Source organism: Levilactobacillus brevis (genome assembly GCA_021383565.1).
GTDB lineage: Bacteria > Bacillota > Bacilli > Lactobacillales > Lactobacillaceae > Levilactobacillus > Levilactobacillus brevis_B.
The window spans coordinates 1,779,531-1,803,194 of sequence record CP079699.1 but is presented as its reverse complement, the minus strand read 5'-3'; the positions used below and the strand labels follow the sequence as shown (position 1 = coordinate 1,803,194).

General features: G+C 52.4%; 26 protein-coding genes, 1 pseudogene and 1 riboswitch. Of the genes and pseudogenes, 21 read left to right on the top strand and 6 right to left on the bottom strand.

The window, feature by feature from the left end:
- Nucleotides 1-34 precede the first annotated feature (34 nt).
- Together KB236_08505 and rlmD are read right to left on the bottom strand one after the other, a co-directional pair.
- Nucleotides 35-490, bottom strand: coding sequence for a hypothetical protein (locus KB236_08505; GenBank protein ID UIF28581.1), 456 nt, complete (start codon nucleotides 488-490; stop codon nucleotides 35-37).
- Nucleotides 491-600: 110 nt separating this feature from the next.
- Entirely contained in the window at nucleotides 601-2,100 is a 1,500-nt protein-coding gene (rlmD, locus tag KB236_08500) for a 23S rRNA (uracil(1939)-C(5))-methyltransferase RlmD (protein ID UIF28580.1), read from the bottom strand.
- A 258-nt stretch (nucleotides 2,101-2,358) separates the two neighbouring features.
- Here rlmD and KB236_08495 point away from each other — a divergent pair, with 258 nt between their 5' ends.
- The 11 genes from KB236_08495 to KB236_08445 all read left to right on the top strand — a co-directional run bounded on the left by KB236_08495 (nucleotide 2,359) and on the right by KB236_08445 (nucleotide 10,584).
- Nucleotides 2,359-3,012, top strand: a complete 654-nt coding sequence (locus tag KB236_08495; protein UIF28579.1) for an ATP-binding cassette domain-containing protein — start codon at nucleotides 2,359-2,361, stop codon at nucleotides 3,010-3,012.
- Complete coding sequence (gene fetB, locus KB236_08490) at nucleotides 3,009-3,776, top strand: iron export ABC transporter permease subunit FetB (protein UIF28578.1); 768 nt, start codon at nucleotides 3,009-3,011, stop codon at nucleotides 3,774-3,776. The genes KB236_08495 and fetB overlap by 4 nt, the downstream gene beginning before the upstream one ends.
- Nucleotides 3,777-3,789: 13 nt before the next feature.
- Nucleotides 3,790-4,626: an SDR family NAD(P)-dependent oxidoreductase gene (locus KB236_08485; protein UIF28577.1), complete on the top strand. Its 837-nt coding sequence runs from the start codon at nucleotides 3,790-3,792 to the stop codon at nucleotides 4,624-4,626.
- Between the two features lie 47 nt (nucleotides 4,627-4,673).
- A riboswitch (TPP riboswitch) is annotated at nucleotides 4,674-4,779 on the top strand.
- A gap of 75 nt (nucleotides 4,780-4,854) precedes the next feature.
- Nucleotides 4,855-5,049 carry a hypothetical protein gene (locus tag KB236_08480; protein UIF28576.1) on the top strand — a complete coding sequence of 65 codons (195 nt, stop codon included), beginning with the start codon at nucleotides 4,855-4,857 and terminating at the stop codon, nucleotides 5,047-5,049.
- A gap of 90 nt (nucleotides 5,050-5,139) precedes the next feature.
- Nucleotides 5,140-5,928 (top strand): hydroxyethylthiazole kinase, encoded by a 789-nt coding sequence (gene thiM / locus KB236_08475; GenBank protein UIF28575.1) that lies wholly within the window; start codon nucleotides 5,140-5,142, stop codon nucleotides 5,926-5,928.
- A 16-nt stretch (nucleotides 5,929-5,944) separates the two neighbouring features.
- A complete protein-coding gene (gene thiD, locus KB236_08470) occupies nucleotides 5,945-6,760 on the top strand; it encodes a bifunctional hydroxymethylpyrimidine kinase/phosphomethylpyrimidine kinase (GenBank protein ID UIF28574.1) in 816 nt (271 codons plus the stop codon).
- Nucleotides 6,760-7,410: a thiamine phosphate synthase gene (thiE, locus tag KB236_08465; GenBank protein UIF28573.1), complete on the top strand. Its 651-nt coding sequence runs from the start codon at nucleotides 6,760-6,762 to the stop codon at nucleotides 7,408-7,410. Before thiD ends, thiE begins: the two co-directional genes overlap by 1 nt.
- Nucleotides 7,411-7,938: 528 nt before the next feature.
- Nucleotides 7,939-9,237: a Y-family DNA polymerase gene (locus tag KB236_08460; GenBank protein UIF28572.1), complete on the top strand. Its 1,299-nt coding sequence runs from the start codon at nucleotides 7,939-7,941 to the stop codon at nucleotides 9,235-9,237.
- Nucleotides 9,230-9,538, top strand: a complete 309-nt coding sequence (locus KB236_08455; protein ID UIF28571.1) for a hypothetical protein — start codon at nucleotides 9,230-9,232, stop codon at nucleotides 9,536-9,538. The genes KB236_08460 and KB236_08455 overlap by 8 nt, the downstream gene beginning before the upstream one ends.
- Before the next feature lie 14 nt (nucleotides 9,539-9,552).
- On the top strand, nucleotides 9,553-9,954 hold the full coding sequence (locus KB236_08450) for a hypothetical protein (GenBank protein UIF28570.1): 402 nt from the start codon (nucleotides 9,553-9,555) through the stop codon (nucleotides 9,952-9,954).
- Nucleotides 9,955-10,200: 246 nt separating this feature from the next.
- Nucleotides 10,201-10,584 (top strand): hypothetical protein, encoded by a 384-nt coding sequence (locus KB236_08445; protein UIF28569.1) that lies wholly within the window; start codon nucleotides 10,201-10,203, stop codon nucleotides 10,582-10,584.
- An 825-nt stretch (nucleotides 10,585-11,409) separates the two neighbouring features.
- Here the strand turns inward: KB236_08445 and KB236_08440 are convergent.
- The gene (locus KB236_08440; GenBank protein UIF28568.1) at nucleotides 11,410-12,516 is read right to left on the bottom strand and encodes a hypothetical protein; all 1,107 of its coding nucleotides are present in this window, start codon (nucleotides 12,514-12,516) and stop codon (nucleotides 11,410-11,412) included.
- Nucleotides 12,517-12,893: 377 nt separating this feature from the next.
- Between KB236_08440 and KB236_08435 the strand changes: the two genes are divergently transcribed.
- The 3 genes from KB236_08435 (at nucleotide 12,894) to KB236_08425 (ending at nucleotide 14,035) form a co-directional block, all read left to right on the top strand.
- Nucleotides 12,894-13,451, top strand: a complete 558-nt coding sequence (locus KB236_08435) for a sigma-70 family RNA polymerase sigma factor (GenBank protein ID UIF28567.1) — start codon at nucleotides 12,894-12,896, stop codon at nucleotides 13,449-13,451.
- Nucleotides 13,452-13,559: 108 nt separating this feature from the next.
- Nucleotides 13,560-13,757 carry a hypothetical protein gene (locus KB236_08430; GenBank protein UIF28566.1) on the top strand — a complete coding sequence of 66 codons (198 nt, stop codon included), beginning with the start codon at nucleotides 13,560-13,562 and terminating at the stop codon, nucleotides 13,755-13,757.
- Between the two features lie 38 nt (nucleotides 13,758-13,795).
- A complete protein-coding gene (locus KB236_08425) occupies nucleotides 13,796-14,035 on the top strand; it encodes a DUF2922 domain-containing protein (protein UIF28565.1) in 240 nt (79 codons plus the stop codon).
- A gap of 386 nt (nucleotides 14,036-14,421) precedes the next feature.
- Here the strand turns inward: KB236_08425 and KB236_08420 are convergent, their stop codons facing one another.
- Both KB236_08420 and KB236_08415 read right to left on the bottom strand, forming a co-directional pair.
- Complete coding sequence (locus tag KB236_08420) at nucleotides 14,422-15,267, bottom strand: Fic family protein (GenBank protein UIF30330.1); 846 nt, start codon at nucleotides 15,265-15,267, stop codon at nucleotides 14,422-14,424.
- Nucleotides 15,268-15,420: 153 nt separating this feature from the next.
- A complete protein-coding gene (locus KB236_08415; protein UIF28564.1) occupies nucleotides 15,421-16,329 on the bottom strand; it encodes a LysR family transcriptional regulator in 909 nt (302 codons plus the stop codon).
- 307 nt (nucleotides 16,330-16,636) lie between these two features.
- Between KB236_08415 and KB236_08410 the strand changes: the two genes are divergently transcribed.
- The 4 genes from KB236_08410 to KB236_08395 all read left to right on the top strand — a co-directional run bounded on the left by KB236_08410 (nucleotide 16,637) and on the right by KB236_08395 (nucleotide 19,336).
- The gene (locus KB236_08410) at nucleotides 16,637-17,851 is read left to right on the top strand and encodes a PLP-dependent aminotransferase family protein (protein ID UIF30329.1); all 1,215 of its coding nucleotides are present in this window, start codon (nucleotides 16,637-16,639) and stop codon (nucleotides 17,849-17,851) included.
- 152 nt (nucleotides 17,852-18,003) lie between these two features.
- Nucleotides 18,004-18,348, top strand: a complete 345-nt coding sequence (locus KB236_08405) for a hypothetical protein (protein ID UIF28563.1) — start codon at nucleotides 18,004-18,006, stop codon at nucleotides 18,346-18,348.
- Between the two features lie 29 nt (nucleotides 18,349-18,377).
- The gene (locus tag KB236_08400; protein ID UIF28562.1) at nucleotides 18,378-18,923 is read left to right on the top strand and encodes a helix-turn-helix domain-containing protein; all 546 of its coding nucleotides are present in this window, start codon (nucleotides 18,378-18,380) and stop codon (nucleotides 18,921-18,923) included.
- Nucleotides 18,923-19,336: a protein-export chaperone SecB gene (locus tag KB236_08395; protein ID UIF28561.1), complete on the top strand. Its 414-nt coding sequence runs from the start codon at nucleotides 18,923-18,925 to the stop codon at nucleotides 19,334-19,336. Before KB236_08400 ends, KB236_08395 begins: the two co-directional genes overlap by 1 nt.
- A gap of 859 nt (nucleotides 19,337-20,195) precedes the next feature.
- Here the strand turns inward: KB236_08395 and KB236_08390 are convergent.
- Nucleotides 20,196-20,504 (bottom strand): hypothetical protein, encoded by a 309-nt coding sequence (locus KB236_08390; protein UIF28560.1) that lies wholly within the window; start codon nucleotides 20,502-20,504, stop codon nucleotides 20,196-20,198.
- 589 nt (nucleotides 20,505-21,093) lie between these two features.
- On the opposite strand from KB236_08390, the pseudogene KB236_08385 reads away from it, so the two are divergent.
- From KB236_08385 to KB236_08375, 3 genes and pseudogenes are all read left to right on the top strand, one after another.
- Nucleotides 21,094-22,083 (top strand): annotated as a pseudogene (locus tag KB236_08385) (IS30 family transposase).
- Nucleotides 22,084-22,169: 86 nt separating this feature from the next.
- Nucleotides 22,170-22,832 (top strand): FRG domain-containing protein, encoded by a 663-nt coding sequence (locus KB236_08380; protein UIF28559.1) that lies wholly within the window; start codon nucleotides 22,170-22,172, stop codon nucleotides 22,830-22,832.
- A 206-nt stretch (nucleotides 22,833-23,038) separates the two neighbouring features.
- Nucleotides 23,039-23,557 carry a hypothetical protein gene (locus KB236_08375; protein ID UIF28558.1) on the top strand — a complete coding sequence of 173 codons (519 nt, stop codon included), beginning with the start codon at nucleotides 23,039-23,041 and terminating at the stop codon, nucleotides 23,555-23,557.
- Nucleotides 23,558-23,664 lie beyond the last annotated feature (107 nt).

The following is a 23,664-nucleotide window of genomic DNA, read 5'->3' as shown; positions in this document are numbered from 1 at the left end:
AGGCAGGCGTCCGTGAAGAACGTCTGCCTAAGCTTTAATCGTTATCTTTAGGTTGTGACCAGTAACGCGCGCGAGTCAACAAGTCTTTGGACCGTTCGTCTGCCGGCACGAAGCCGCGGGTGAACAGGTGCTTGAAGTACATCATGTTGTAGAGGGTTCCCCAGAGGAAGCCTCGCAACATTTCCCAACCGCCGACAGCGAAGAACTGCGCGAGCTGATTGACGGGCACCATCATCGACAGCACCATCATGATGCTGAGTTCGACCCCTAAGATACAGAACAGGTTGTACCAGTCTGCGCGAAACATCGTAGGGAACGGTGGAAAGATGAACATGGTCCAAGAAAAGCCGACCTTGGCGATACGCATATTTCCCGTCTCCGGATTAACAACGGTTGCGTAGTTTGGCGGTAACGGCAGACCTTGAGGGCCGTCACCATTTTGGTTATCTGGATCATCATCGTTGTTAAAGCCCTTGAAAGGATCTTGCATGTCATTTGGCAACTTTCTACAGAATTCTGAGTGGTTACGTTAAATAAAAGTCTAACACGAAAAGACGTGTGTGCCTATTAATCTATTGATAGTCCGGCCGTGAGGGGGGCTTATTGACGGCGACTTAACTTAACGACCGCTTCACACCGGGCGGTTTGCGGCATCATATCCACGGATTGGATGTAGTCGACGCGATAGTCGTGGGTCAGCTCAACCAAGTCCTTCGCCAAAGTTGACGGGTTGCAGGAGATGTAGACCAATTTTGGCGGGCGGACCGCTAAAATGGTCTCAATTAACGTGCTGTCCAGACCGGTGCGGGGTGGATCGACCACGATGGCATCCGGATGGAAACCGGCCATGATCCACTTGGGCAGGAGCTCTTCGGCCGTCCCCAGTTCGTAGTGGGCGTTGGTGATGCCGTTTGCGGCGGCGTTTTCGTTTGAATCGGCCACGGCTTCGGGAATCACGTCCATGCCCCGAACCTCTTCGGCCACATTGGCCAGCGATAGGCCAATCGTACCAATGCCAGAGTAGGCGTCGACCACGGTTTCACCAGGTTGTAGGTCTAGCGCCTTCTTGGCTTCGGCGTAGAGGACCTCCATCTGGTACGGGTTCAACTGCAAGAAGGCCCGCGCCGATAGCTTGAAGGCCAAACCGTCTAGCTTTTCGGTAATGGCTTCCGCGCCAGCTAGGTGCTGGGTATCGTCGCCCCAGACCAGCGATGTCTTGCCCGGGTTGATATTTTGCATGACCGAGGTGACTTCCGGCAGCTCGGCGGCGATCCGCGTTAACAGGTCGTGCTTGTGCGGAAGCTTCGGCGAGTTGGTGATGAAGACCAGTTGGACGTCGTCGGTATGCGCGGCGGCGCGAACGACCAGCGTCTTGACGATCCCGGAGCCCTGTTCTTCGTCGTAGATTGGCATGTCGAGATCCTGGAGCATGGCGACCACGGCGCGCATGACGTGCATGGTCACCGGCATCTGAACGGAACAGGTCGGCAGGTCGACTAAATCATGACTGCGCTCGGCGTAGAGACCGGCCTCAACCTGTCCCTCGGCGTTGCGCCGCACTTGGAACTGGGCCTTGTTACGGTAACCGTAGGGGTCGTCCATCCCCAGCGTGGGCCGTAAGTCGTAGTGCTGGTAGCCCTCTGGTTGGTAGCGTTCCAGAGATTGGGCGACCACATCGCGTTTGAACTTCAATTGTTCCGGATAGTCGAGGTGTTCCAGCTCGAAGCCACCGACTTGATCGGCGTAGCTATCGCGGGGGTCGACCCGGTGCGGGCTGGTCTGACGAATCCGGTGAACCTTGGCGCGCAGGTAGCGGGTGGCGACGCTAGTCACCTCGGCGACGACCTCTTCGCCGGTCAGTGCGCCGGGGATGAAGACGGCCATCCGTTTGTAATAGCCGATACCTTCGCCGTTAATCCCCATGCGTTTGATCGTCAGGGGAAACCGTTGGCCGATCTCGACTTGAACCTGCGGCGTCTCGCGGCGTTGGCGGTTCGAACGGTAGGTGTTGGAACGGTTGTGATTGCCAGCGCCGTGTTGACGCCGGTCGTTGCGGTCGTTGTGAAAACCGCGGTGATTCTTTGACTCATAATTTGGCATATAGTTCTCCTACTTAGGTTGACATGAGTGTACTGATTATTTCTTCCGAACAGTTACGGTCGTCAACATTATACCAAACTTTAGCGGTCGCCGGGGTTTTGCGGTTTTTTTCGGGAAAATGAAGCCGTTTCCATAGGCAAGCCAACGCCGGTTGGGTATAATCAATTTATATGTGGTGCTGGCGGTCGGCACGCTGATTGGCGGTGGCCGACAACGCCCAAGCGACAGACAAAACAGCCGAGAAGGAGGCCATTAACCGTGAGTTTATTGACGTTGAAGCAGGTGGGGTATCGCGTTGGCGCAACCCCAATTTTACAGGATATCGACCTCACGATTGACGCGGGTGAATGGGTGACGCTCTCTGGACCTTCCGGTGGCGGTAAATCCACGTTGGTCCGAATTATCGCCTCGTTATTGAGCCGGACCAGTGGGGAGCTGACGTTTGCGGGTAAATCTATCGACGATTACGACCCGATCGCCTATCGTCGCCGCGTCTCCTATAGTTTTCAGCAGCCCACGCTCTTTGGCGAGACGGTGCGGGACAATCTCCAGTTCCCCTATCAGATTCGCCAGTTGCCATTTGACCGGCAACGCGCGGTGAGCGCACTGGATTATGTCGGCTTGGCGGAAAGTGACCTGGACAAGGCGGTGGTCGATCTTTCCGGCGGTCAGCGCCAGCGGGTGGCCCTATTACGCAATGTCATGATTTATCCGGAAGTCTTGATCTTAGACGAGGTGACGGCCGGGTTGGACGCCGAGAACAAGGCGTTTGTCTGGTCGCTGATTCGGCATTTCAATGTCGACGATGGTCTCACCATCATCGCCATTACCCATGATCAGGCGGAGATTGAGACGGCTCAGCGATTGGTCACACTAGTTAATGGCAGAATTGTTGCGGGAGGTGCACAATGAACTTAGCAGTCAATAATCAATCGTTACTCTTGGCGCTGGGGTTGGTGATGATTGCGCTGGCGATTGGCTGGCACGAGAAGCTCGGCATCGACCGGGACATGATCATCGGCGTGGTACGGGCGGTCGTCCAACTCTTCGTGGTCGGCTACCTGTTGAAATACATCTTTCGCGTCAACAACGTTTGGCTGACGGCCACGCTAATCTTCATCATTATTTTCAATGCCGGCTATAACGCCAAGCAGCGCAGTAACGGGATTCCCCACGCCTTGCCGATCTCTGTCGGGGCGATTCTGATCAGCACGGCCGTGACGCTGGGCGTCCTGATGCTGGCTGGGGCCATCGCCTTTATCCCGTCGCAGATGATTCCCATCGCCGGGATGATTGCGTCGAACTCGATGGTTGCCATCGGCCTGTGCTACCGCAATCTTAACGCGCAGTTCAAGCAGGAACGACAGGCCGTTTTGGAAAAATTGGCGCTGGGGGCTGACCTCAAGGATGCCTCGCGAGAAATCGTCCGCGCCAGTATCAAGACGGGGATGCAGCCCACCATCGACTCGGCCAAGACGATGGGAATTGTCAGTCTGCCGGGGATGATGTCCGGGTTGATCTTTGCCGGCGTCGACCCGGTACGGGCGATTAAGTATCAGATTATGGTCGTGTTCATGTTGACCTCGGCCACCAGCATTGGGTCGGTCTTGGCCTGTTACTGGGCGTACCGCGAGTTTTATAATGAACGTAAGCAGTTAGTTGGTCCGTCAAATTAGGAGGTAATTGGGTATGGCACATCGAAAAGTTGCGTTGGTTACGGGAGCATCATCGGGCATTGGCAATGCGATTGCACGGAATTTACAGCGAAACGGCGTCACGGTCTACGCGGGTGCGCGTCGGGTTAGCCGGATGAATGATTTGGACGACTTGGGGATTACCACGTTGGCCCTGGACGTCACCGACCCCGATAGCGTGGAGCACGTGGTCGATCGGATTGTGAGTGAGACGGGGCGCATCGATATTCTGGTCAACAATGCCGGCTTCGGTCTACTGGGAGCCGTCGAAGAGGTGCCCCTAGATCAGGCACAAAACCAGTTTGACGTTAACGTCTTTGGCGTGGCCCGGCTGATTCAGTCGGTGCTACCGATGATGCGCCAACAGCACGCCGGCCGGATTATCAATATCTCTTCGGTCGATGGCAAGGTGGACCAGCCCTTTGGTGGGTGGTACGTCGCATCAAAATTTGCGCTGGAGGGGCTATCGGATGCCCTGCGCTTTGAACTGGCCGACCAGGGGATTCAGGTCGCTGTGATTGAACCGGGTGGTATCCAATCCGAATGGTCGGATATTGCGGCGGCACATCTGAAAGAAACCTCCGCACAGGGGCCTTACGAACAAGGCGCGCGCCGGGCAGCGGCCATCTTAACGGCGGCCAAGCGTTTCGCCAGCGAACCCCAAGTCATCGCCCGCCTCGTCGACCGTGCGGCGTTGTCGCGGCGGCCGAAGACCCGTTACACGGCGGGGGCCGGCAACGAAATCTTATTGGCCCGGAAGCTGTTATCGGACAAGGCCCTCGATCACCTGTGGCGGTTGATTGGTAAAGCGGCTGAACAGATAACACGGTAACACGAGAATCGTTGACGTAATTGAAAAACCTGTTATGCTGGAAATAACCAGAACACTAGGGGTGTCCACAATGGACTGAGATGCGGGAATGCCCGTGATCCCTTGGAACCTGTCAAGTTGGAACTTGCGAAGGGAATGTGTCGTGGCACTTTAAGGGCCGCCGGTTCACAAACCTTGTGAGCGGGCGGCCCATTTTTAGTAGGGTCGATTGGGGGACACGTCTAGTGGATGGAGTGGGTGTTGGGTGGAAGTGGCTGTGCCGTGCTGTTTGGCAAGGATGGGTTGATTCAGCTAAGTTGGCGACTTCTGCGTAGTCTGTCGGAAGTATTGACGTCTTGGAAACGCCGGGTTGTGGCGGTTCCAAGCGAGGAACGAGACCGGTTCTCAGGCTCGCTCCGGTTCTTCCCCAGCGTTCCAGCCTAGATTTGGCGAACGGCAAGGCGGCAGCTATCCACCACAAACCCAGTACCTGCAGTAGAAGAGTTGCCAGTCAGATTCCTAAGGGGGAAAATTATGAAATTAGACTTGTTAGACACCTTACGCCAGCAGAACCCAATCGTCTTCAACATCTCCAACTTCGTTACGGTCCAAGACGTTGCCAACGGCCTGAACGCGCTAGGCGCCTCACCGATTATGTCCGAAGAGGTCACCGAAGCCGATGAAATGGTTGGCCTCGCCAGCGCCGTTTGCCTGAACTTGGGCGCGTTCACCCAGCCGCAGGTCGAGCAGATTCGGAAGGTTGGCGAGCTGGCTAACCAGCACCACAAGCCATTGGTGATTGATCCCGTGGCCGTGGGGGCGGTAACGTACCGCAAGCACGTGGCGGTGAACCTGTTGACGCATTTCCAACCCGATGTGATCCGGGGAAATGCCGGTGAGATTGCGGCATTGGCCGACGTGGACTGGCAGGCCAAGGGAATCGATGCCGGTGAGGGGTCCGGCGATCTCGTGGCGATTGCACAGGCCTGCGCGCAGAAATTAAAGTGTGTCGTCATTTTATCCGGGCCGACCGACATCATTACCGATGGCACGCGGGTCGTGAAGGTTCTAAACGGCACGCCGCTCTTCCAGATTCACGTGGGGTCCGGCGACATGTTGTCGAGTATCGTGGCCGCCTTTTGTGCCGTGGATGACGACTATTTCGAAGCCGCCCAGACGGCCTGCCTGGTCTTCGCGGCGATCGGTCAACGGGTCGCGCAGGCCACCCCGAACCTCGGGGCCGGTAGTTTCATCGTCCAATTATTGGACGGGTTACAAGTAACCACGACTGCCCAGATTGAGGCAATCGCGGCTTATCAGTAGAAGGGATGTATGTAGGATGGCAAATGAATTTCCACAGACGTTAACGATAGCGGGAACCGATAGCGGAGGTGGCGCCGGCGTCATGGCCGACCTGAAGACGATGCAGGAGCGTAACGTCTTTGGAACGGCCGTGGTGGTCGCGGTGACGGCGCAGAATACGCTGGGGGTTCAGGACTTCATGGCCTTACCACAGAAATTAGTTGATGAACAGTTCGCCTCACTGGCGGCCGACCTGAAGATTCGGGCCTGCAAGACGGGGATGTTGGCGGATGCCGAGCACGTCCACGGGGTCGTTGAGAATTTAAAGCGCTATGACTTTGGCCCCTTGACGGTCGATCCGGTGATGATTGCCAAGGGCGGCGCGGCACTGCTGGCCGATGATGCCGTAGCCACGGTGCGTGACGAACTGGTACCGTTGGCCGACGTGTTGACGCCGAATTTACCGGAGGCTGAGCGCTTGACCGGCGTGAAAATTGAAGACGAGCAGGCGATGGAGGCGGCCGCAGTGGTCTTGCAGGACCTGGGCGCTAAGAACGTCATTATCAAAGGCGGTCACGAGACCACGCCGAAGGAAGCCCGCGACTTCGTGTTGCTCGCCGACGGCCGATCATTTTGGTTGACGGCACCGCGTGTGGATACGGTGCGGACGCACGGCACCGGGGACACGCTGTCGTCGTGCATCACGGCGGAATTGGCGAAGGGCCAAGACTTCGAGTCGGCCATTCGCATTGGCAAGGACTACGTGACGGCGGCCATTGCCAATCCCATTGCAGTTGGAAACGGCCACGGACCCTTGAATCATTGGGCGTTTGGCCAAGGAGGCGCTGAATAATGTCAGTAACTTTTGAGCCCGGACTCTTACGGGCCTACTTTGTGGCGGGGAGCCAAGACGTTCCCGGTCAAGATTTGCGTGAGGTGTTGGCGACCATGCTAAAGGCCGGCATCACCGCGTTTCAATTCAGGGATAAAGGGGCTAGTACCCTGACACCCGACCAGCGGCTAGCGCTAGGCCGCGACTTGCGGGAACAGTGCCGCGCGGCGAGTGTGCCCTTCATCGTAGACGATGACGTTGACTTGGCGCTGGCGCTACACGCGGATGGCATTCACGTGGGACAAAGCGACGAGCGGATTACCAAGGTACTCCAAACGGTGGACGGCCGGCAGATGTTCGTGGGCTTGTCCTGTAATACGCCGGAACAGGTCGCCCAGGCCAACCAGATCGCGGGCATTTCCTACATTGGTAGCGGGCCAATCTACCCGACGACGTCCAAGGACGACGCCGATCCGGTGATGGGCGTGGCGGGTCTGCAGGCGTTAGTCGCCCAAGCCAACGTTCCCATCGTGGCGATTGGGGGCGTGACGGTGGCGTCGTTGCCGGCCATTGCGGCGACGGGCGCGGCCGGGGTGGCTGTCATCACCCTGTTGACGCGGAGTCAGGACCCGCAGGCCGATACGTTGGCCATGCGGACAGCCTTCGCCTAATTAGATAAAATAAGCTAAAGGAGTGGTCAATTGAACCGGAGAGCATCCGGTCAGTGACTGCTCCTTTTTAGTCTATCGGTTGATAAAATGATTGACTATCGGTTTGTAACAATTAATTAACACTGTAACAGTCTTGAAAAATATCAATTATACAAAAAACAGGACCAGTTTTACCGCGTTTAAGTGACGGTAAACTTGATCCTGCATTTAAAGTTGAGGAAGCTAGTTGACTAGGGCTAACTTCACAAGTACATAGTATCACGGATAATCAAGAAAAGCTACCTAAATGCTGAAATTTAATTTTTTATAAAACGGGCACGTCAGGAAGCGAGAACCTAAGTGAATCGCCACTTTGTTCGGTGAACTAGTTTACTGAATGACTTAATTTTGCGCTTAAATGGTCTACGTTGTATACCGGCTAAAGCCCGGATGAAGCGTGATCTTTTTCGCGACACAATTTTTAAAATTAAGCTTGCGTTTCCGAACAGATGTTCGTATAATAAAAACAACAAGTGAGGGGGAACGGACATGGATTATCACAATGAACCGCATGGCTTGTTTTTTATGATTGATAATAAGTCCTTCTACGCCAGCGTGGAGAGTGCGGCCAGGGGGCTCAACCCGTTGCGCTCGGTGATTGTGGTGATGTCGGAGGCGAACAACACGGGCAGTGGCCTAGTCTTAGCCGCATCCCCCATGGCGAAGAAGCTCTTCGGCATCAGTAACGTGTCGCGCCAGTACGAAGTGCCCGATGACCCCCGTATCTTGGTCGTACCACCGCGCATGAACTTATATATTCAGGAGAATCTGAAGATCAATAAAATTTTCCGGGAGTACGTGGCCGATAACGACCTGTTTCCGTACTCGATCGATGAATCCATCCTGGATATGACCAAGTCCTGGCGCCTCTTCGGCCAGACGCCCGAGCAAGTCGCCCGCCGAATTCAGTTGCGGATTCGCCGTGAGATGGGGTTGTACACGACCGTGGGAATTGGTGAGAATCCCGTTCAGGCCAAGTTGGCGCTGGATCTGCAGGCCAAACACGACCATGAATTGATTGGCCGGCTAACCTATGAGACCTTTCCGCAAAAAATCTGGCCGATCACCAAGCTGGATAGTATCTGGAGCATTGGTCATCGCACGGCGGCTCATTTGCAGCGGCTGGGCATTCACAGCATGCGTGACTTGGCGATGGTGAATCCGTACGAATTGCGTGCGGAGATGGGCGCAATTGGCGCTCAACTCTTTGCGCTGGCGTGGGGCATCGACCGTAGTCAACTCCATCAGCTGCGACCGGCCAAGGAGAAGAGCTGGAGTAATTCGCAGGTACTGCCCCGTGATTACCGAATCCAACAGGAGATTGAGCTGGTGATTCGTGAGATTGGTCAGCAGACCACTTCAAGGATGCGCCATCACCATCAACAGGCGGGGTGCGTCAGTCTGGGTATTGGCTTTGCCCGCGCGGATGAGGCGGACGACGGCCGGAGTGGCTTTCACCATAGCTGTCGGATTGAACCGACCGACAACGCGCAGACCATTGTGGCCACCCTCCTACGGCTGTTTCGCCAGCATTGGGCAGGGCAGGCCGTTCGCAATATCAGTGTGGGTCTGTCGCGGCTAAACGCGAGTCGGGGCCTACAACTCGATATGTTTCAGGACCCCCACCGTCAGATTAAGGATGAACGGTTCGACCGAGTGATTGACGAGCTCCGGGATAAGTTCGGCAAGACCGCGGTGATTCCGGCCAGCAGTCTCATGCCCGGCGGTACCATGTTGCGGCGGGCAGCGCTGGTCGGTGGCCATAATGGGGGGAATAGTTTTGATTGAGCCCAAAAAAGAAGCGGATTTGATTGATGCCCGGCTAGCCAAGCTGTTCACGACGCAGTGGCACTGCCAGTACCGGATTGATGTCGTTAACGACCAGTACGGCCAGACCTTTAATTTTTTTATGGACATTCAACGGCAGCATCATCGGGAACGCTCGATCCCCCTGCATACGTTACGGACAACCGACTTGGCGGTCTTGGAACAGGTGATTCGAGAGCTCCAGCAACAGACGCAGTTGTCCCTGCGTTTCGTGAATTTCGGGCGGGTCCGATGGCCGGTGAGCCAGCGTTGGATTCGTTAAGGAAGTGACGACCCATGATTCTCCATCAGACACCCGATGATCGGTTAGCTGCCGAGTTCTTGCGCCGTGATTATCGCGACCGTGGCATGTTGAAGTGGGGCGGGTTTTACCTGTCCGATCACACCAGCGCCCTGGCGAAAATGCACGCCGCAGAACGGGTTGAGCGTGCCCATGCTCAGGAAGCCTTGCCGGTGTTGAGTCGGCAATTAGCGGCGGCCTGGCGTGCGGGGCGGCCCGTGCACTTGCAGTTAAATAGCGTGGATGATGACCAGAGCATCGCGACCCTCGACGGCGTCATTGCCGGGGTCGCGGATGACCAGATTGTGGTGCGCTTGGCGAACGACCAGTATCGTCAACTCCAATTGACGGAGATTCGGTGTCTGACGGGCGTAGCGGCCGAAAAAAATAATGAATAGACCTAGCGGCGGGGACAGCGAGACCCGCCGCTTTTGACTAATGGTTGAGATAGGCTGTTGGTTAATCAGCTTAATGGATTGCGGGCATAAGGGTCGCAATTCTAAGCGCTTTCAGGTATGATAGGCAGTGAAAAATGGCCCCCAGATGCTGGTTAATCTGAGGACCATTTGTACCCCAACGTGTGAGTAGGCTGGGACCTTAAAAATGCGGTATGATTGACCCGAAGAACAAGGAGGTCAACCACCATGGATTTTATTGATTTAACCCCGATTGCCCTGCGGCATACGCCACTGGGCACACGCAGCCAATTGCCGAAGAGAAACGATTGGCAGTTGGATTGGGACAAGCTAGCCGCATTGATTCGGGATAACCACGATGTCATGGCGGTGGTGCAGGCGGGGTTGGCCGAGGATTGGTTGAATACGCAGGGGACCATTTGGGATGAAGACCGCGGTTACTACCGCTATCCCAACGATCCCCGTGAGCCGGACGATACCGTCTTCTGGGCGGCCTCGACTTGGGCCACGCCTGCCATCCTGGTGACGTTTCACAATGAACTGACGCGGGCCTTCGCCTGTTACCGCGTGGGTCGTGATCCAGACTTTCACTATTTGGGTAGAACGCAGTAACGCGGGTTACGTGAAAGGAGACCATCATGAAGTTAGTCGACGGACCCCACCTCACCTTGAGTGTCGAGCGCACACCGCGCCGAGGCAAGTACGAGGCTGGTATCGGCCTAGCCGTCTTAATGATGATTGCGGTTATTTTCGCTTTATTATAGCCCTGTAACAGCTAGCAAAGGGAACGTCAACGTCAGACAAGCGTTGGTGTTCCCTTTGTTGGAGATTGAGTTATGGTAGTTATTCCAGGCGGATTCGGCTAAAATGTCAATCCGTCTCGGGGCCAGTATAACATTGTGCACGGCGTTTGAGCAGTAATTGGGCTGAGAAAGCGGTTAAATTTTACGGAATCATCGGCCTGGTTCGTCCGAAAACCTTGCTTTCGGACGGGATTAATGCTATAAAATACAAAACCAGTTACCTTCCCCGTTGAAACGGTGGGTGGGTAACTGGTTTTTATTTTTTGAGTGGAGATCGCCTACGGCTGCCAGAGATTCTGCCTGCGGTGGGGACCGGTGCGAGCCACAGAGCGGTCTCGCACCTCGGTTTGAAGCCGTAACCCACGTCTTCAAACGCGTCCAGTGAAGCAACCTGACAAGAGACGTCAGCTAACTTCACGCTCACGGCTGGCGCCATCTCTGGCCTCCTCCGGCTATGTTCATAAGAAATAACGACCAGTTGTGGCGTCACTGTCGTAGTCGGCTGGAAACGCTGTTGTGGCTGTACACTGGCTTAGCCGTGAGTGAGCCCAGATTTGGCGAACGGTAAGGCGACTGGTTTCACCATAGTCCCCCCAGCAGGCGGAGCCCTGACATTCGCAGGCGGCAAATGGTACTAGAACTTGTTATTCGTGGCCTGCATCAACTCGGCGCCCTTGTTGACCAAGAGGTAGCTGGCACCGTTCTTGGCGAATTGGATGCCTTCGAACTCGCGCTTGCCGCTGAAGTTAGCTGCTTCGACTTGGCTAGCCTTGAGCTTGCCCAATTTGGAAACGGGGATTGAGGAGATACTGCTGTCGGAAACGAAGTACAGGCGGTTACGCTTGGCGTTGTAGGCCATGGCCTGTGGCTTGGTACCCGGACGGTTGCGCAGTCCCTGCATGACCAGATGGAATTTCACGGATTTGCTGCCAATCTTACCTTGGTAGATCTTGACCGCACCCTTAGGCGCCCAGCCCCCGTTGGAATAAGTGAAGAAGTAGGCGTTACCGTGCTTGTCAAAGGTCAGGTTGGAGCCCATCGTGACGGTGCTCTTCAGCTTGAAGTTAATCTTGGTGATTGGCTTCAGGCTACTGGTACCGATGCGTTGGACGTTGGTCTTGACGGCGACCGGCTTACCGATGAACCAGAGTTGACCGTTCTTGGGATTCATGGCCAGCGACTGGCCGTGGCCCGTGTTGAATTTTGGCCCAACCTTGACGTATTTCATGATTTGCTTGTCCTTGCTGGTCATCTTCCCGACGGAATGGTCGTAGCTGGCCCGGCGTAGGGCGTCCATGTGGCTAGTGCTGATGCCAAATTTGTGCCGCAACTGGCCCAGGTTGTATTTGACAATCCAGCCCTTGTTGCTGCCACTACTCTGCGTAATCAGTTCGTAGAGGGTGTTGCCGTCCTTGGAGAGAACCTCAGCCTGTGGGTTGCCCCAGTCGGCGGAGTGGTTGTAGGTTACTGGCAGAAAGACGTTGGACTTGAACGTGGCTTTCTTACCCTTGGTCGTGTGAATACTAGTTGGCTTGGTCTGGAAAATGTTGCTGTAGCTGGTCTTAAACGTGTAGCGCTTAACGAAAAGGTTCTTGTTCTTGACCGTCTTGTACTTCTTGACGTTGTAGCTAGCGAGGGCATTGCCCTTTTGGTTATACGTCTTGGCCTGCGCCAGGGTGGTGCTGCCACCGAAGAATAGGGCCGCCGCGGCGACGGTCGTCAGAATTGCTGTCTTGTTCATCTGTAAAACTCCTCCTGGAATCATGGGTTGGTGCGCCGTGCGGGGCCTGGCAGGCGGGTGTCGGGTCGCCGGAACGTCCAACGACATTAAATTTTCTCTACATAACTATTTATAACACAAAATAACCGGGCCGCCGCAGGTAAATTTATTTTTGCCAAAAAAGTGAAAAAAACGGCCATATCCGGAAATTTCCGGCAACGGGGTGGATCGCAAGTTGCCGGGATTGGGAAACTTTCGATGCCGAAAGCAAGGACATTTTTGGGGAATTTTCCCTGGTTTTTACGAAAAAACGCCATTCGCGGGCCCAGTAGAACTCCGGTAAGGTGGGGGCTGACCATAGCGCTATGGATCACCACACTTGAAGGGATGATTCAGAGATGACCACCGATACTGCCGCCGCATACCGCTTCTTATTTGCTGGCGATCACGAAACGATTATTTATGCCGCCTTGAAACACCTGCGCCTACGCGCCGACCAGGACGAGTACGACGACTATCTGCAGGAGGGGCGGGCGTACTTTCCGCAAATCTACGCCAACTTTCCCGACGATCCGGAGGAAAAACCACACCAATTCTTGGCCTACGCCCAACGTGCACTGATCTGGGAACTGGGCAATCAGCTCCGCAACCGCCGCCGACAGGCACTGCCCCTGGAACCGGGCGACCACGAACCGGTCATTGCCGAACTGCCGAGCGATGAGGACGTGCTCACCGCGATTGGCCTCAATGATTACCGGACGTATCTGATCCAACTGATTGGTGGGGCTGGTAACACCGGCGAGTGGCGGTTTCTGGTTGGCACCGTGGTCGATCAACTGACCCCGGCGGAGATTGCGACGAAGTACAACGTGAATCGGACCACCGTCTTTCGCTGGCGCCGGTCGCTCACCCGCCGTCTACTGCGGACTTTGACGCCGCCGGAAAAACTTTTTTAAACTTTTTTCCGAAATCGTGCAACAAAATCGCCATTTTTTACATTAGTAATAAGTGTAAGGGTTGGCCAGCCACTTATAAAATCTCGCACCACGGAAGGAGCACCACCCATGCAAACGAATTGGAAGAAAACGACCATCACCTTTATCTTCGGCGACACCGACGAGGCCCCCGTTAAGATCGTGTTGCAAAACGCGATTAACGCGCCAGCCGCCAAGCAAGTCGAAGATTTCGGCGGGTACCTCTCCAGCTTAACTGGTTTACCGTTCCGCACCGCCGTCGTGTCCACGCAAAGCGCCGTCGCCTAACGACCGTCACGCCCGCAGAATAGAAAGGAAGTCTCTAAATGAAGACATTAGAATTGAGTTTTAAAGGTTCCGACAAACGCGTCAAGCACCTGCGCCTCAAGTACGTCAACACCGACCTCGCGCCGGCGGAAGTCGAAAACCTGATGAAGCAGGTCGCCGCGGCCAAGTTGTTCGCCAAGGGGGATGTCGATCTGTACGCCGAACCCCTGCGCGCCGAAATCGTGGAGACCACGAAGACGGCGCTAGTGGGTGGCCCACAACCGGCACCCGCCGTCTAAGGTCAGCTAGTCTCAAGTCACTAAGGTAAACGTAACGCAACATCTCGGCGGTCGGCCTTCGGATTGAGGGGCGGCCGTTTGGGGTACATAGGCACGATAATCGCGCGCGGCTTTAGCAGAATATTTATTTTTGAGAAAAAATCTCAATTGGGGGAAATGAATGGGTAGACGAGTTGGGAAAAAGCCCAAGCGTAAGAAGATGTTGCCTTTGCCGGGAAGTTATTTGATTGCAACGGAGGGGTTCAGCCGGTGGTGCTATATTTTAGAAGTTTGGTTGTTGAATTAGTGGAAGCAAATACGGACTGATTAGTTATCAAAAAATCGCAATCTCTTTGCCAGGCGTTGGCAAGAGATTGCGATTTTAAATAAACTATCGGGCAAGAGCGTTACTTCTTCCGCTGCCTTTCTTTCAAGAACTTTTCAAAGCGCTCATCGACATCATTCTTCGCATCATTTTGATTCTTCTCGTTAAGTTGGAGGATACTAATACGTTCGTTCAGCGTTTCTCGCACGTATTTGATAATCAACGATTCGAAGGGTTCGAGATCTCCCGCTTCACGAGACTTAGCCAGCGCCTCCATGTAGGCACTACGGGCTTCCCTGTTAGGTTGAACGTTGATGACGGGGTAGCCTGCTTGGGTTAGGGCCATGTTCATGAGTAGCCGTGCGGTGCGGCCATTGCCATCAGCGAAGGGGTGAATCGAGACGAATTTTTGGTGGAGATCGGCGGCGTATTGAACAGGATGATGATCGTTTTGTGCAGTTTGCGACCAAGTAATTAAATCATCCATTTGAGGCGCAATATCGAATGGGGCAACGTATGGCTTATCTTCACTGCTATATGACCAGGCAGCTAAAATTCGGTAGACACCAGCATTAGCCTTGTCCGTGGTTGTTTGTAGCGTCACAATTCGATTGAGCGTCCGAATCAATGTTGAACTTAAGGGCGTTTTTTGACTAGCCAGTGTCATCATATACTCGTAAGCTTCGTTCAAGTCCAGAGTTTCGAGAACGTCTTTGACGGGAACTGCATGAATAATCATTCCGGTATTTAGAATTGCTACTGTCTCGCAGTAAGTGAGCGTATTGCCTTCGATAGCATTGGAAGACCAAACGTGTGCAGTTCGGACGTGTTGCGCGAGTTCTGCAGTTTGATTAGCAGACAGAGGACGTAAAGTATTCGCTCTTATTTTGAGCATGTTGAGTTCTTCTAGTTTTTCGTTAAGTGTCATCTGATTTTCAATTCCTTTGGTGGTTCGATTACTGATATTATAGAAAATATCAACTTGGGGTGAAGTTACTAAGTAAAGGTAATCAAAATCGCAATCTCTCACCAACACTCGGCAAAGAGATTGCGATTTTCAGCAAACATTTACGAGTCCAAGTTACCCCACGTGCGGATGGGCCAGCACCTTGTCCGGATACTTGGCCGTCACGTAGTCGGTGATGGCGCCAATCATCTTGGCGGTCGACGGGGCCTTGGCCTGTTCGGAATTGACGACCAGGCAGATGGTGCGGAAGAATTTCGTATCAAATGGATAGACGTTCACGTTGCCGCTGACCCGCTCCAGCGCCAACTCGGGGAGAATCCCCATGCCCATGCCGGCCTCGACCATGGCGAGAATCGATTGATCGTCGATGGAGAAGCGCAGGGCGTTGGGCCGAATCTGGTAGTGGTCGAGTGCGGCCTTGGTGTCCTTGTCGTAGTCACCGCGCTGGAGGATGAAGTTCTGATCGACCAGGTCGGCGGCAGTCACCGTGGTGCGGTTGGCGGGGATGAAGTCGTTGGGCGTGATGCAGTAGATTTCGTCCTTGACCAGGGGTAAGATCGTTAGTTTCTCGGAAACGGGTAAGGCGGAGAAGCCGAGGTCTAGGCGGCCGGTCTTGACGGCCGAGGCGATGTTACTGAAGTCGGCCTGTTCGACGTTGATGGCGATCTCGGGGTAGTCCTGCTTGAACTGGCGAATGATGGGCGGCAGCCAGTTGATGCACACGGACGAGAAGGCCCCCATGCGCACGGAGCCGGCGTTCATGCCGTTAATGTTGGCGGCGGCCTGTTGGAGCCGGTCCTCGGCGTTAATGATCGCCTGAATCAGCGGCAGGATGGTCTTGCCGTCCGGGGTCAGTTCGACGCCGGTGCGGTTTCGGATGAATAGGGGAAAGCCGAGTTCCTTTTCCAGTTGATTGACCGAGTGGCTGATGGCTGAGGGCGTGACGTTCAGCGTCTGCGCGGCCCGATAGAAAGTCTGTTCCTGAACAATGGTTTGAAAGACGCGATAGGCAAAGGGTAACATCGTGGCCACCTCCGATTGGTTAAGATGAATTACATTCACGCTATTTCTAGATAGTTGAAATAGTTTTTCTGTCAACGGTATTCTATCATACTCCTAAGCAAGCGGGAAGCGATAATTGGATGTTGGGATAATTGTGGGCCGTAATGAATTGAAATCGGGGCTGACGCCGCCTGACTGGGTGGTGGCAATCACCGGCCTAGACAGTGTCGGTTGTTTCTGGCGGGTTGCAGAAGTGGTGTTTTCGTTAGCAAATTGATTGGACGCGGTCGATGATTCCGGCCACGCGTCCCAGAAAGGTGTGGTTATGATGTTACAAGACTTGTTCGCACAACGCGTGAATCCCGATGTTCCTTCGGCTTTGAGTGGCTTGTTTCCTCAGGATGATGACTCGCGGGCGCTGTCCTTTGCGGCGGGGAGTCCGCGAGAAGATCTGTTCCCGGTGGCGGCGATGCAGGCGGCCTTTCATACCGCGATTGCGGAGAGTGGCGCGCACCTCTTCCAATATCAGACCGCCCAGGGGAATCCGGAACTGCGGGCCAAGTTGGCGGCGCGGATTGGTAAATGGGGCCAGGTCAGGACCGCCGCGGATAATGTGGTCCTGACGGTCGGCGGACAGCAGGCCATCGAGCTGGTGGCGAAGGCGCTGCTGAACGTGGGGGATGAGGTGGCTGTGGAGGTGCCAACCTACATTGGGGCATTGGCCGCCTTTGACCTCTACCAGCCGACGTATCATGCGGTGCCACTCCAATCGGATGGCCTCGACCTCGATTACTTGGAGGCCACGCTGAAGCAGCATCCACGGATTAAGCTGCTCTACACCGTGCCGGACTATCACAACCCGACCGGAATTACCATGAGTGTGGCGAAACGCCAGCACTTAGTGGCGTTGGCTAACCGGTATAATTTCATCATTTTAGAGGACTCGCCGTACCGCGACTTGGGGTATACCCACGCGCCGTTGCCGGCCGTTAAGCACTTCGATACCGAGGGGCGGGTGGTCTTCGTATCCAGCCTGTCGAAAATTCTGATGCCGGGGTTGCGGACGGGCTGGCTGGTGGCCGATGGGGACCTGTTGACGGCGATCCTGCGGGTGCGAATGGCTAGTGACTTGGAGGCCAATAACGTGGTCCACGCGGCGATTAATGCCTATATGGCGGTGCATGATTTGGATGCGCATATCGCCGCGCTACGGGCCAGCTACCGCGAGCAGTGTGCGGCACTGGTGCGGGCACTGACGGCCTACTTCCCGGATGAGGTGCACTTTACCCACCCGGATGGTGGCTTCTTTGATTGGGTCACGTTGCCTAAGGGGGTGGACGCGATGGACCTGTTGACGCAGGCGGCCATTCCCCAGGCCCACGTGTCCTACGTGCCAGGGACTAACTTCTACCCGGCCAGAAACGTCCACAACGGCTTGCGCCTGTGCTTCACCGGCCTGACGCCGAGTGAGATTGACGCGGGCATGCGGCGACTAGGCACCGTGGTGAAGGCCGCGGTGCGTGAGGTACGGCCGGTGGTGTGAGGGCTAAGATGTCAGGATACCCATGCCTGAATCATAAGCGATTCGGGCATGGGTATTTTTATGGATAAATTAGCGGAGCACCTTTGTATTTTTGGAGATACAAAGGTGTTATAATATTTTGAGAAATGACGATGAGTTTGGAAGTGTAAGTTTTGACAAATAGGGACGATGTTAAAAGAATAGTGTCAAAAATCCGAACTCGTCGTGATCGATGGGTTCTTAGTAGAAGGCCCAAAAATATACAAACTCTAACAAAATTGGCTATGACGGATGTTGAAGTATTTAATTTAATTTATCAAAGGATAAGTTGGCAGGACTATATTTCGGGACCTGAGTTGGATAATCATACCAAGCCGATTCCCGGTGATATTTGGATTTTTGGGCTAACGATTGAAGGAGAACTCTGTTATTTAAAGATTCAGGACAAGCCAAGCGGTATCGTAATGTGGATTTCAGTACACGTTGCGGATTATCCTTTACATTTTCCGTACAAATGACTCAGATAGTATGTTGGGAGTGAGTAAAAATGATGAAGAAAACTTTTTATAATCCGGAAACGGAAACGACAGAACAGTATTCAGAGGTGTGGAAGCTAGAATTAGTAAAAGTGAGAAATAAAGATGATTTAGTGGTTAGAAATCATTATTGGCGAGATAGTGACGGGGAATTGTGGGTAGATTTTGATCACCCCATGGAGAATGTTTACCGTGCCTTCGCCGCCTATCGAGCGGCTGAAGGATATATGAGTCCGAATGAAATACGAGACTTGAGAGGAAAACTAAAAATGTCCGTGAGAAAATTTGCTGATACGCTGGGAATTGCACCATCTTCACTTACTCAAATAGAGAATAATCAGCGGGTGCAGGCTAAGTATCAGGAAAATCTATTTGAGGCAGCCAGAGATAGTTATGAAGAACATGGTCAGTTACCGGAAGAATGGCTGACGAGTCATAAATTAGCCGATTGTTCATATCATGCAGAAAATAGAGAATTTAGTTACAAGACGTTTGGTCCGGAGATATCAAAGATAAAATCTTATTCTAAAAATGTCGAGATAGGAGAGGTTGCGTAGTGGCTGTTTTGAAATTCATAAAATACAACGTCCAAAATATGACCTACCAGCGAAATGAAAATTATCATCAAACACGTTCCGAAATAAAAATGAATCCCCAAGTATCTAGAAAAATTGATATAGATGAAAACCGAATAAATGTAACTTTAAGTATCGTCGTTGGGTCATTAGAAAATGAAAATATTCCTTTTAAAACGTCGTGTGCAATTACCGGTGTATTTGACTATCAGCCAGAGGAAGATAATACGGACGCCGGGTTAGACCAACTGGTTCGAGTTAATGCAGTAGCTATTTTATATCCATATGTTCGATCGATTATTACGATGCTGACGACGACATCGAATGAGTATCCAGGCTATATTATGCCTACAATTAATGTCAATAAATTATTGCGTGATCAGGAGGAAGCTTAAATAGCATAGCCTCATTATTGCGGATGATGGAACAGCTAAAATATCCAGTGCCGGTCGTTGAGTAGCAGTACTGGATATTTTAGCTGATTTAGAGGCTGGACGTTGAAAGGTTCTTATGCCAATATCAAACACCGTAGAACTAAACACGCGTGACTAGTGGCGTCGAGGTAGAAAAAGCGGTAAGTAACGTTTTCATTAGCGATTTATAAATCCACCCAAAATCCCAACACCACTAATGGTATGATTAATCTCGGTAAACAGCCGTAATGAAAGTCGTTGTGCGTAGTAGGGGGCAACACGGGAGTAGCAGAAACAGGGGGGCTTCCCAACCACGCCACAACCATTACTGCAGCAACAAAAAAATCACGTCAGTATGACGTGGTAATCGGGGTGAAACATGGACTTTAAACCAGAGGATGAAGACGATTCTTTTTTTGCCAGTTGTCTATCATCTATGACGGGCTGTCTGTCGGCGATAGTCGCAGTAGCCGTTGCCTATGTGCTGATCAGATTGCTCATCAGCGTATTCGTACAGATTTGAAAGTAGTGGCTGTCGGCGCATGCTGACCAGCACCAACAGCTAAATTAACCCAAGTATCCAGCGCAGCCCATCTCGGGTTACGCTGGATGTTTTTGGATAGTCAAGCTGAGCCCCTGCACTGGTCTGAAATCCCCCCAACTGTCAGCGTGCTGAAAGTGACGACCTTAACGTGAAAAAACATCAACGCCAATTATAGGAAGAAACCCAAACCACCCAATTTCAATTATGTAAGATTGATACAGCCAACTCGTGACGTATCAACTCAAGAAAAACCGAAACGTTCAGCCCTAGTCAATGATGCTGATGGCTACCAGGTGGCTAGCGCTTCGTCTGGTAGAAGATCCCGGTGTGCGGGTCAAAGTACCGTCCCGCACTAACGGGGATGCAATCACGCTCCGGACGCTTGGGTGGTGTCGGCGTACTGGCCACCAATGTTGCTAAGAAGTCCGGATCGTGTTTCACCGTGACGTACCACCGCGCCAACTCACGGGCGGGATCGCGCTGAAAACGGATCGCAGTGACGGGTGGCATGAGTGTCGGTGACTCGTGATCAGCCGGGGTGCGCGGCACTTGGGTGGAGATGGACCGGATAGGGGCAGACGCAGGTAACTGGTTTTGAGATAACATGAGCGAACTCCTTTAGGATGATGTAATGGGTTAGAACATCCTCACTATAGCGGAGTGCCAGCCGGCGTGCACGCCATATACATTGTCCGCGTCAGAATCCGAAGCCAATCGGTCGAAAGTTGCCCAAGTCGGTCGAAAACTTTAATCTAGCCACTCAGTCCTCGCCAAACCGCTAAAACTAGGCAAAACAAAAGCGCCAGCGAGATAATTTCGCTGACGCCTACCTTAAAGAAGTTAATCGTTTCCGTTCTCCGCGGAAGCGATCACTTTAAGGTAACTATTTCCAGTTGCCAAAAAGCATCACCCCCTTTCATTTAATGACCACAGTGTAGACCCGCACCGGGAGAAAAGCAAGTGAATTGACTTACCTTAATGGCGGGTTAAAGTTAAACAAAACACAAAAGCTTATGTGGGGCTTAACGAGTATCTTTCAGAGCGTTTTCAATGTTTAAAGATCAAGGGTTTAAATGACAACAATAGCCCGATTTAAAATTGAAGTGCAACACCCCTTAAGACATTAAGGGTAAACAAATAGGCCATGGAGACCTATACTTTTAAGCGACCAAACCAAAAAGAAAGAGGTATCTCCATGACCCAGTCAAATCATACCACTACCATTACTTACCAACAACTCTCTGCCGAAGAGCGTGGCCAAATTGAAGCGTTCTTGAAGGACCACCAATCTGTTCGCCAAATTGCTCGTAATCTTCATCGAAATCCCAGTACTATCTCACGCGAAATCAAGCGTGGCACGGTTCGCCAGCTTAACTCCGACTATCTGCCATACTATCAATATTTTGCTGAAGCAGGACAGGCTGTCTATGAAAAAGACCGCCTTAAATGCCATTCTAAGGGTTTACTAAAGCGTTGCTGGCTCTTCTTCAAGCTGTTAGTCCAAGCACTCAAAACCAAGATTAGAGTCGATAGTGTCGATAGCTTCGTCCACCGATTCCATCAACTTTATCCGGACAAGCCGTGTCCATCGACCCCCACGGTTTATCGGTACATTGATTTAGGTTATCTCGACCTCTGTAACGCTGATTTACCAGTCAAGCTTCGTCGCCGAGTAAAGAGCACTCGTCGAACTCGCTCCCGAAAGAATAAGAAGATATTGGGTAGCTCAATCGATGAGCGACCAGCTATCGTCGACCAACGCATCTTGGTGGGTGACTGGGAAGGAGACCTAGTTAAGGGCAAGCGGGTTGCTAGCGAGCCCGCACTGATGACATTAACCGAGCGTGTCAGTCGTTTTGAAATCATCGTTAAGATTCCTGACTACCACGCTGACACTTGCCGCCAGGCACTTCAAGGGGTCATTACGGCCTATGGTCCTAAGAACTTCCAGTCAATCACATTTGACAATGGCAGTGAATTTGCCGAGCTAGATCAGGTCCAAGGAACCAAAGTTTACTTCGCTCATCCTTATACGCCCTCTGAACGAGGGTCTAATGAGAATCTCAACGGTCTCATCCGTGAGTACATTCCGAAGGGCATCTCTCTCAAGAACTTTGATCTACCAACGATCCAAGCCATTCAAAACGCACTTAACCATCGCTTACGTAAATCCCTGGGCTATGCTAGCGCCGCCCAGGTCTTCAAAACACAGGTCTTCAAGAACATGCATCCGGTTATGCTTACGCCTTACTGTCCTGTGTTGCACTTGATTTGACAATTGGGGAACAAACTTATAAGTCAGTTGCGCAGAAGTTTCCAGAAAATGTTCAGTATTATACCACGCAGGATTTGGATCTGCGGGCTGCCAACTTAGCTGAGTTACAGCACTACGGACTGGGCACACCACTAGTTGATGTTAGTGCGAATCCGTTTATTTCCATGTTGTTTATGGTTGAAGGGTATACGGATCAAGGAAATGAGCCACAATTAGATGTCTTTTTTGTTCGAGAAGACGGGAAAAATTCGCTCTATCAAGAAGTGATTAAACAAGAGCAAAATCGACGGATTTCAGCCCAACAAGGAGCTTTTTTAAATTTTGACAAACTGACACCTGATATTTCAGCGGGTAAACATAAGATTCCACGCGTTTGCTTACGACTTCAGTATGTGAAGAGCTCGTTGGCGACGTCAACCGCTAATACTCTTCCCGATGGTAATTTGCCAGTGGATCCAGATGAATCACGAATCAAGGCTAAGGCTTTGGCGACGGCCGTGAACGACATTAAGGGTAAACTGACATCTTACTATTATCGAATTGAAGATCTGTTTCCAGACTTCTATATGTATTTGGATGTTTTAAAAACAAAGTATGCAGATACTAACCAGCACGATGTTAAAAAGTGGTATCAAGTGTCGGAGCCCAAAAATAAATAATAAATTAAACCGGACCTGTCAGTTCATGGCAAGTCCGGTTTAACGCTATCTAAGCCGCTATAACTTTATTTGTAAGCCAACATCCACGACTAAATCAGCAAAATTCGGTATAGTAATGGAGACGTTGAAAAGAGACGATGTTTGCAGAAGATTACTGAATTTATGAAAGCACGAAGCTGTGAGGTTTTGAAAGGGGAGTCGGCTACATGGTTAAGGTCGTTGCGCAGGTGAGTCACCCAGATATTACGGGCGCACCCGTGGATTTTAAGGTCATTGAAGTTGAAGAACGGATCACGATTTTTAGCGAACCCATTGCCAATACGCACCGTTACTGGGTACCCGCCACGGCGGATGTCGATGATGAAGAGGAATACTTAGAGCCGGTGGATGATCCTGACTACAATTTTCGGACAGATTTCGCCATTTATCGGCAGAAATACAACTTTCTCCAACCGGAAGAGATTGCGACTGCCCGGCAGAAATTAGGATTGTCTCAGGCCGAAGCCGCGGTTGTATTGGGCTTAGACGAAAGCCTATTGGCGGATATTGAAGCCAATATGGCCCTGCAGCCTTACGACCAGGAGCTTAAATTACGCTGGTTGCTGTCTCCCGTCGTTCTCAGGAACTTTGTCCTCAGTCACCAAGAAATTATGCAAGAACGTTGTCATCAGGTCGAGATGGACGCTGAAGGGCTGTTTGAAAAGTTGGTCCACTACGAGATGTAGCTTAACGGGTGGCGTGATATCTGCGCCCGGAGTTAAAGGCGGCGAACGCGCAACATACAATGCTTAAGTAAGGTCTACATTGGAATTCGTTTCGTGGGCCAACTAAA

What these genes read in the sequence shown, in the direction of transcription:
- KB236_08375 (UIF28558.1), top strand. Translation starts at nt 23,039, where the DNA reads ATGGTTAAGGTCGTTGCGCAGGTGAGTCACCCAGATATTACGGGCGCA.
- KB236_08415 (UIF28564.1), bottom strand. Translation starts at nt 16,329, where the DNA reads ATGTTACCCTTTGCCTATCGCGTCTTTCAAACCATTGTTCAGGAACAG.
- KB236_08390 (UIF28560.1), bottom strand. Translation starts at nt 20,504, where the DNA reads ATGTTATCTCAAAACCAGTTACCTGCGTCTGCCCCTATCCGGTCCATC.
- KB236_08440 (UIF28568.1), bottom strand. Translation starts at nt 12,516, where the DNA reads ATGAACAAGACAGCAATTCTGACGACCGTCGCCGCGGCGGCCCTATTC.
- KB236_08410 (UIF30329.1), top strand. Translation starts at nt 16,637, where the DNA reads ATGTTACAAGACTTGTTCGCACAACGCGTGAATCCCGATGTTCCTTCG.
- KB236_08460 (UIF28572.1), top strand. Translation starts at nt 7,939, where the DNA reads ATGGATTATCACAATGAACCGCATGGCTTGTTTTTTATGATTGATAAT.
- KB236_08420 (UIF30330.1), bottom strand. Translation starts at nt 15,267, where the DNA reads ATGACACTTAACGAAAAACTAGAAGAACTCAACATGCTCAAAATAAGA.
- thiD (UIF28574.1), top strand. Translation starts at nt 5,945, where the DNA reads ATGGCAAATGAATTTCCACAGACGTTAACGATAGCGGGAACCGATAGC.
- rlmD (UIF28580.1), bottom strand. Translation starts at nt 2,100, where the DNA reads ATGCCAAATTATGAGTCAAAGAATCACCGCGGTTTTCACAACGACCGC.
- KB236_08425 (UIF28565.1), top strand. Translation starts at nt 13,796, where the DNA reads ATGAAGACATTAGAATTGAGTTTTAAAGGTTCCGACAAACGCGTCAAG.
- KB236_08430 (UIF28566.1), top strand. Translation starts at nt 13,560, where the DNA reads ATGCAAACGAATTGGAAGAAAACGACCATCACCTTTATCTTCGGCGAC.
- fetB (UIF28578.1), top strand. Translation starts at nt 3,009, where the DNA reads ATGAACTTAGCAGTCAATAATCAATCGTTACTCTTGGCGCTGGGGTTG.
- KB236_08485 (UIF28577.1), top strand. Translation starts at nt 3,790, where the DNA reads ATGGCACATCGAAAAGTTGCGTTGGTTACGGGAGCATCATCGGGCATT.
- KB236_08435 (UIF28567.1), top strand. Translation starts at nt 12,894, where the DNA reads ATGACCACCGATACTGCCGCCGCATACCGCTTCTTATTTGCTGGCGAT.
- KB236_08505 (UIF28581.1), bottom strand. Translation starts at nt 490, where the DNA reads ATGCAAGATCCTTTCAAGGGCTTTAACAACGATGATGATCCAGATAAC.
- KB236_08450 (UIF28570.1), top strand. Translation starts at nt 9,553, where the DNA reads ATGATTCTCCATCAGACACCCGATGATCGGTTAGCTGCCGAGTTCTTG.
- thiE (UIF28573.1), top strand. Translation starts at nt 6,760, where the DNA reads ATGTCAGTAACTTTTGAGCCCGGACTCTTACGGGCCTACTTTGTGGCG.
- KB236_08445 (UIF28569.1), top strand. Translation starts at nt 10,201, where the DNA reads ATGGATTTTATTGATTTAACCCCGATTGCCCTGCGGCATACGCCACTG.
- thiM (UIF28575.1), top strand. Translation starts at nt 5,140, where the DNA reads ATGAAATTAGACTTGTTAGACACCTTACGCCAGCAGAACCCAATCGTC.
- KB236_08400 (UIF28562.1), top strand. Translation starts at nt 18,378, where the DNA reads ATGATGAAGAAAACTTTTTATAATCCGGAAACGGAAACGACAGAACAG.
- KB236_08480 (UIF28576.1), top strand. Translation starts at nt 4,855, where the DNA reads ATGGAGTGGGTGTTGGGTGGAAGTGGCTGTGCCGTGCTGTTTGGCAAG.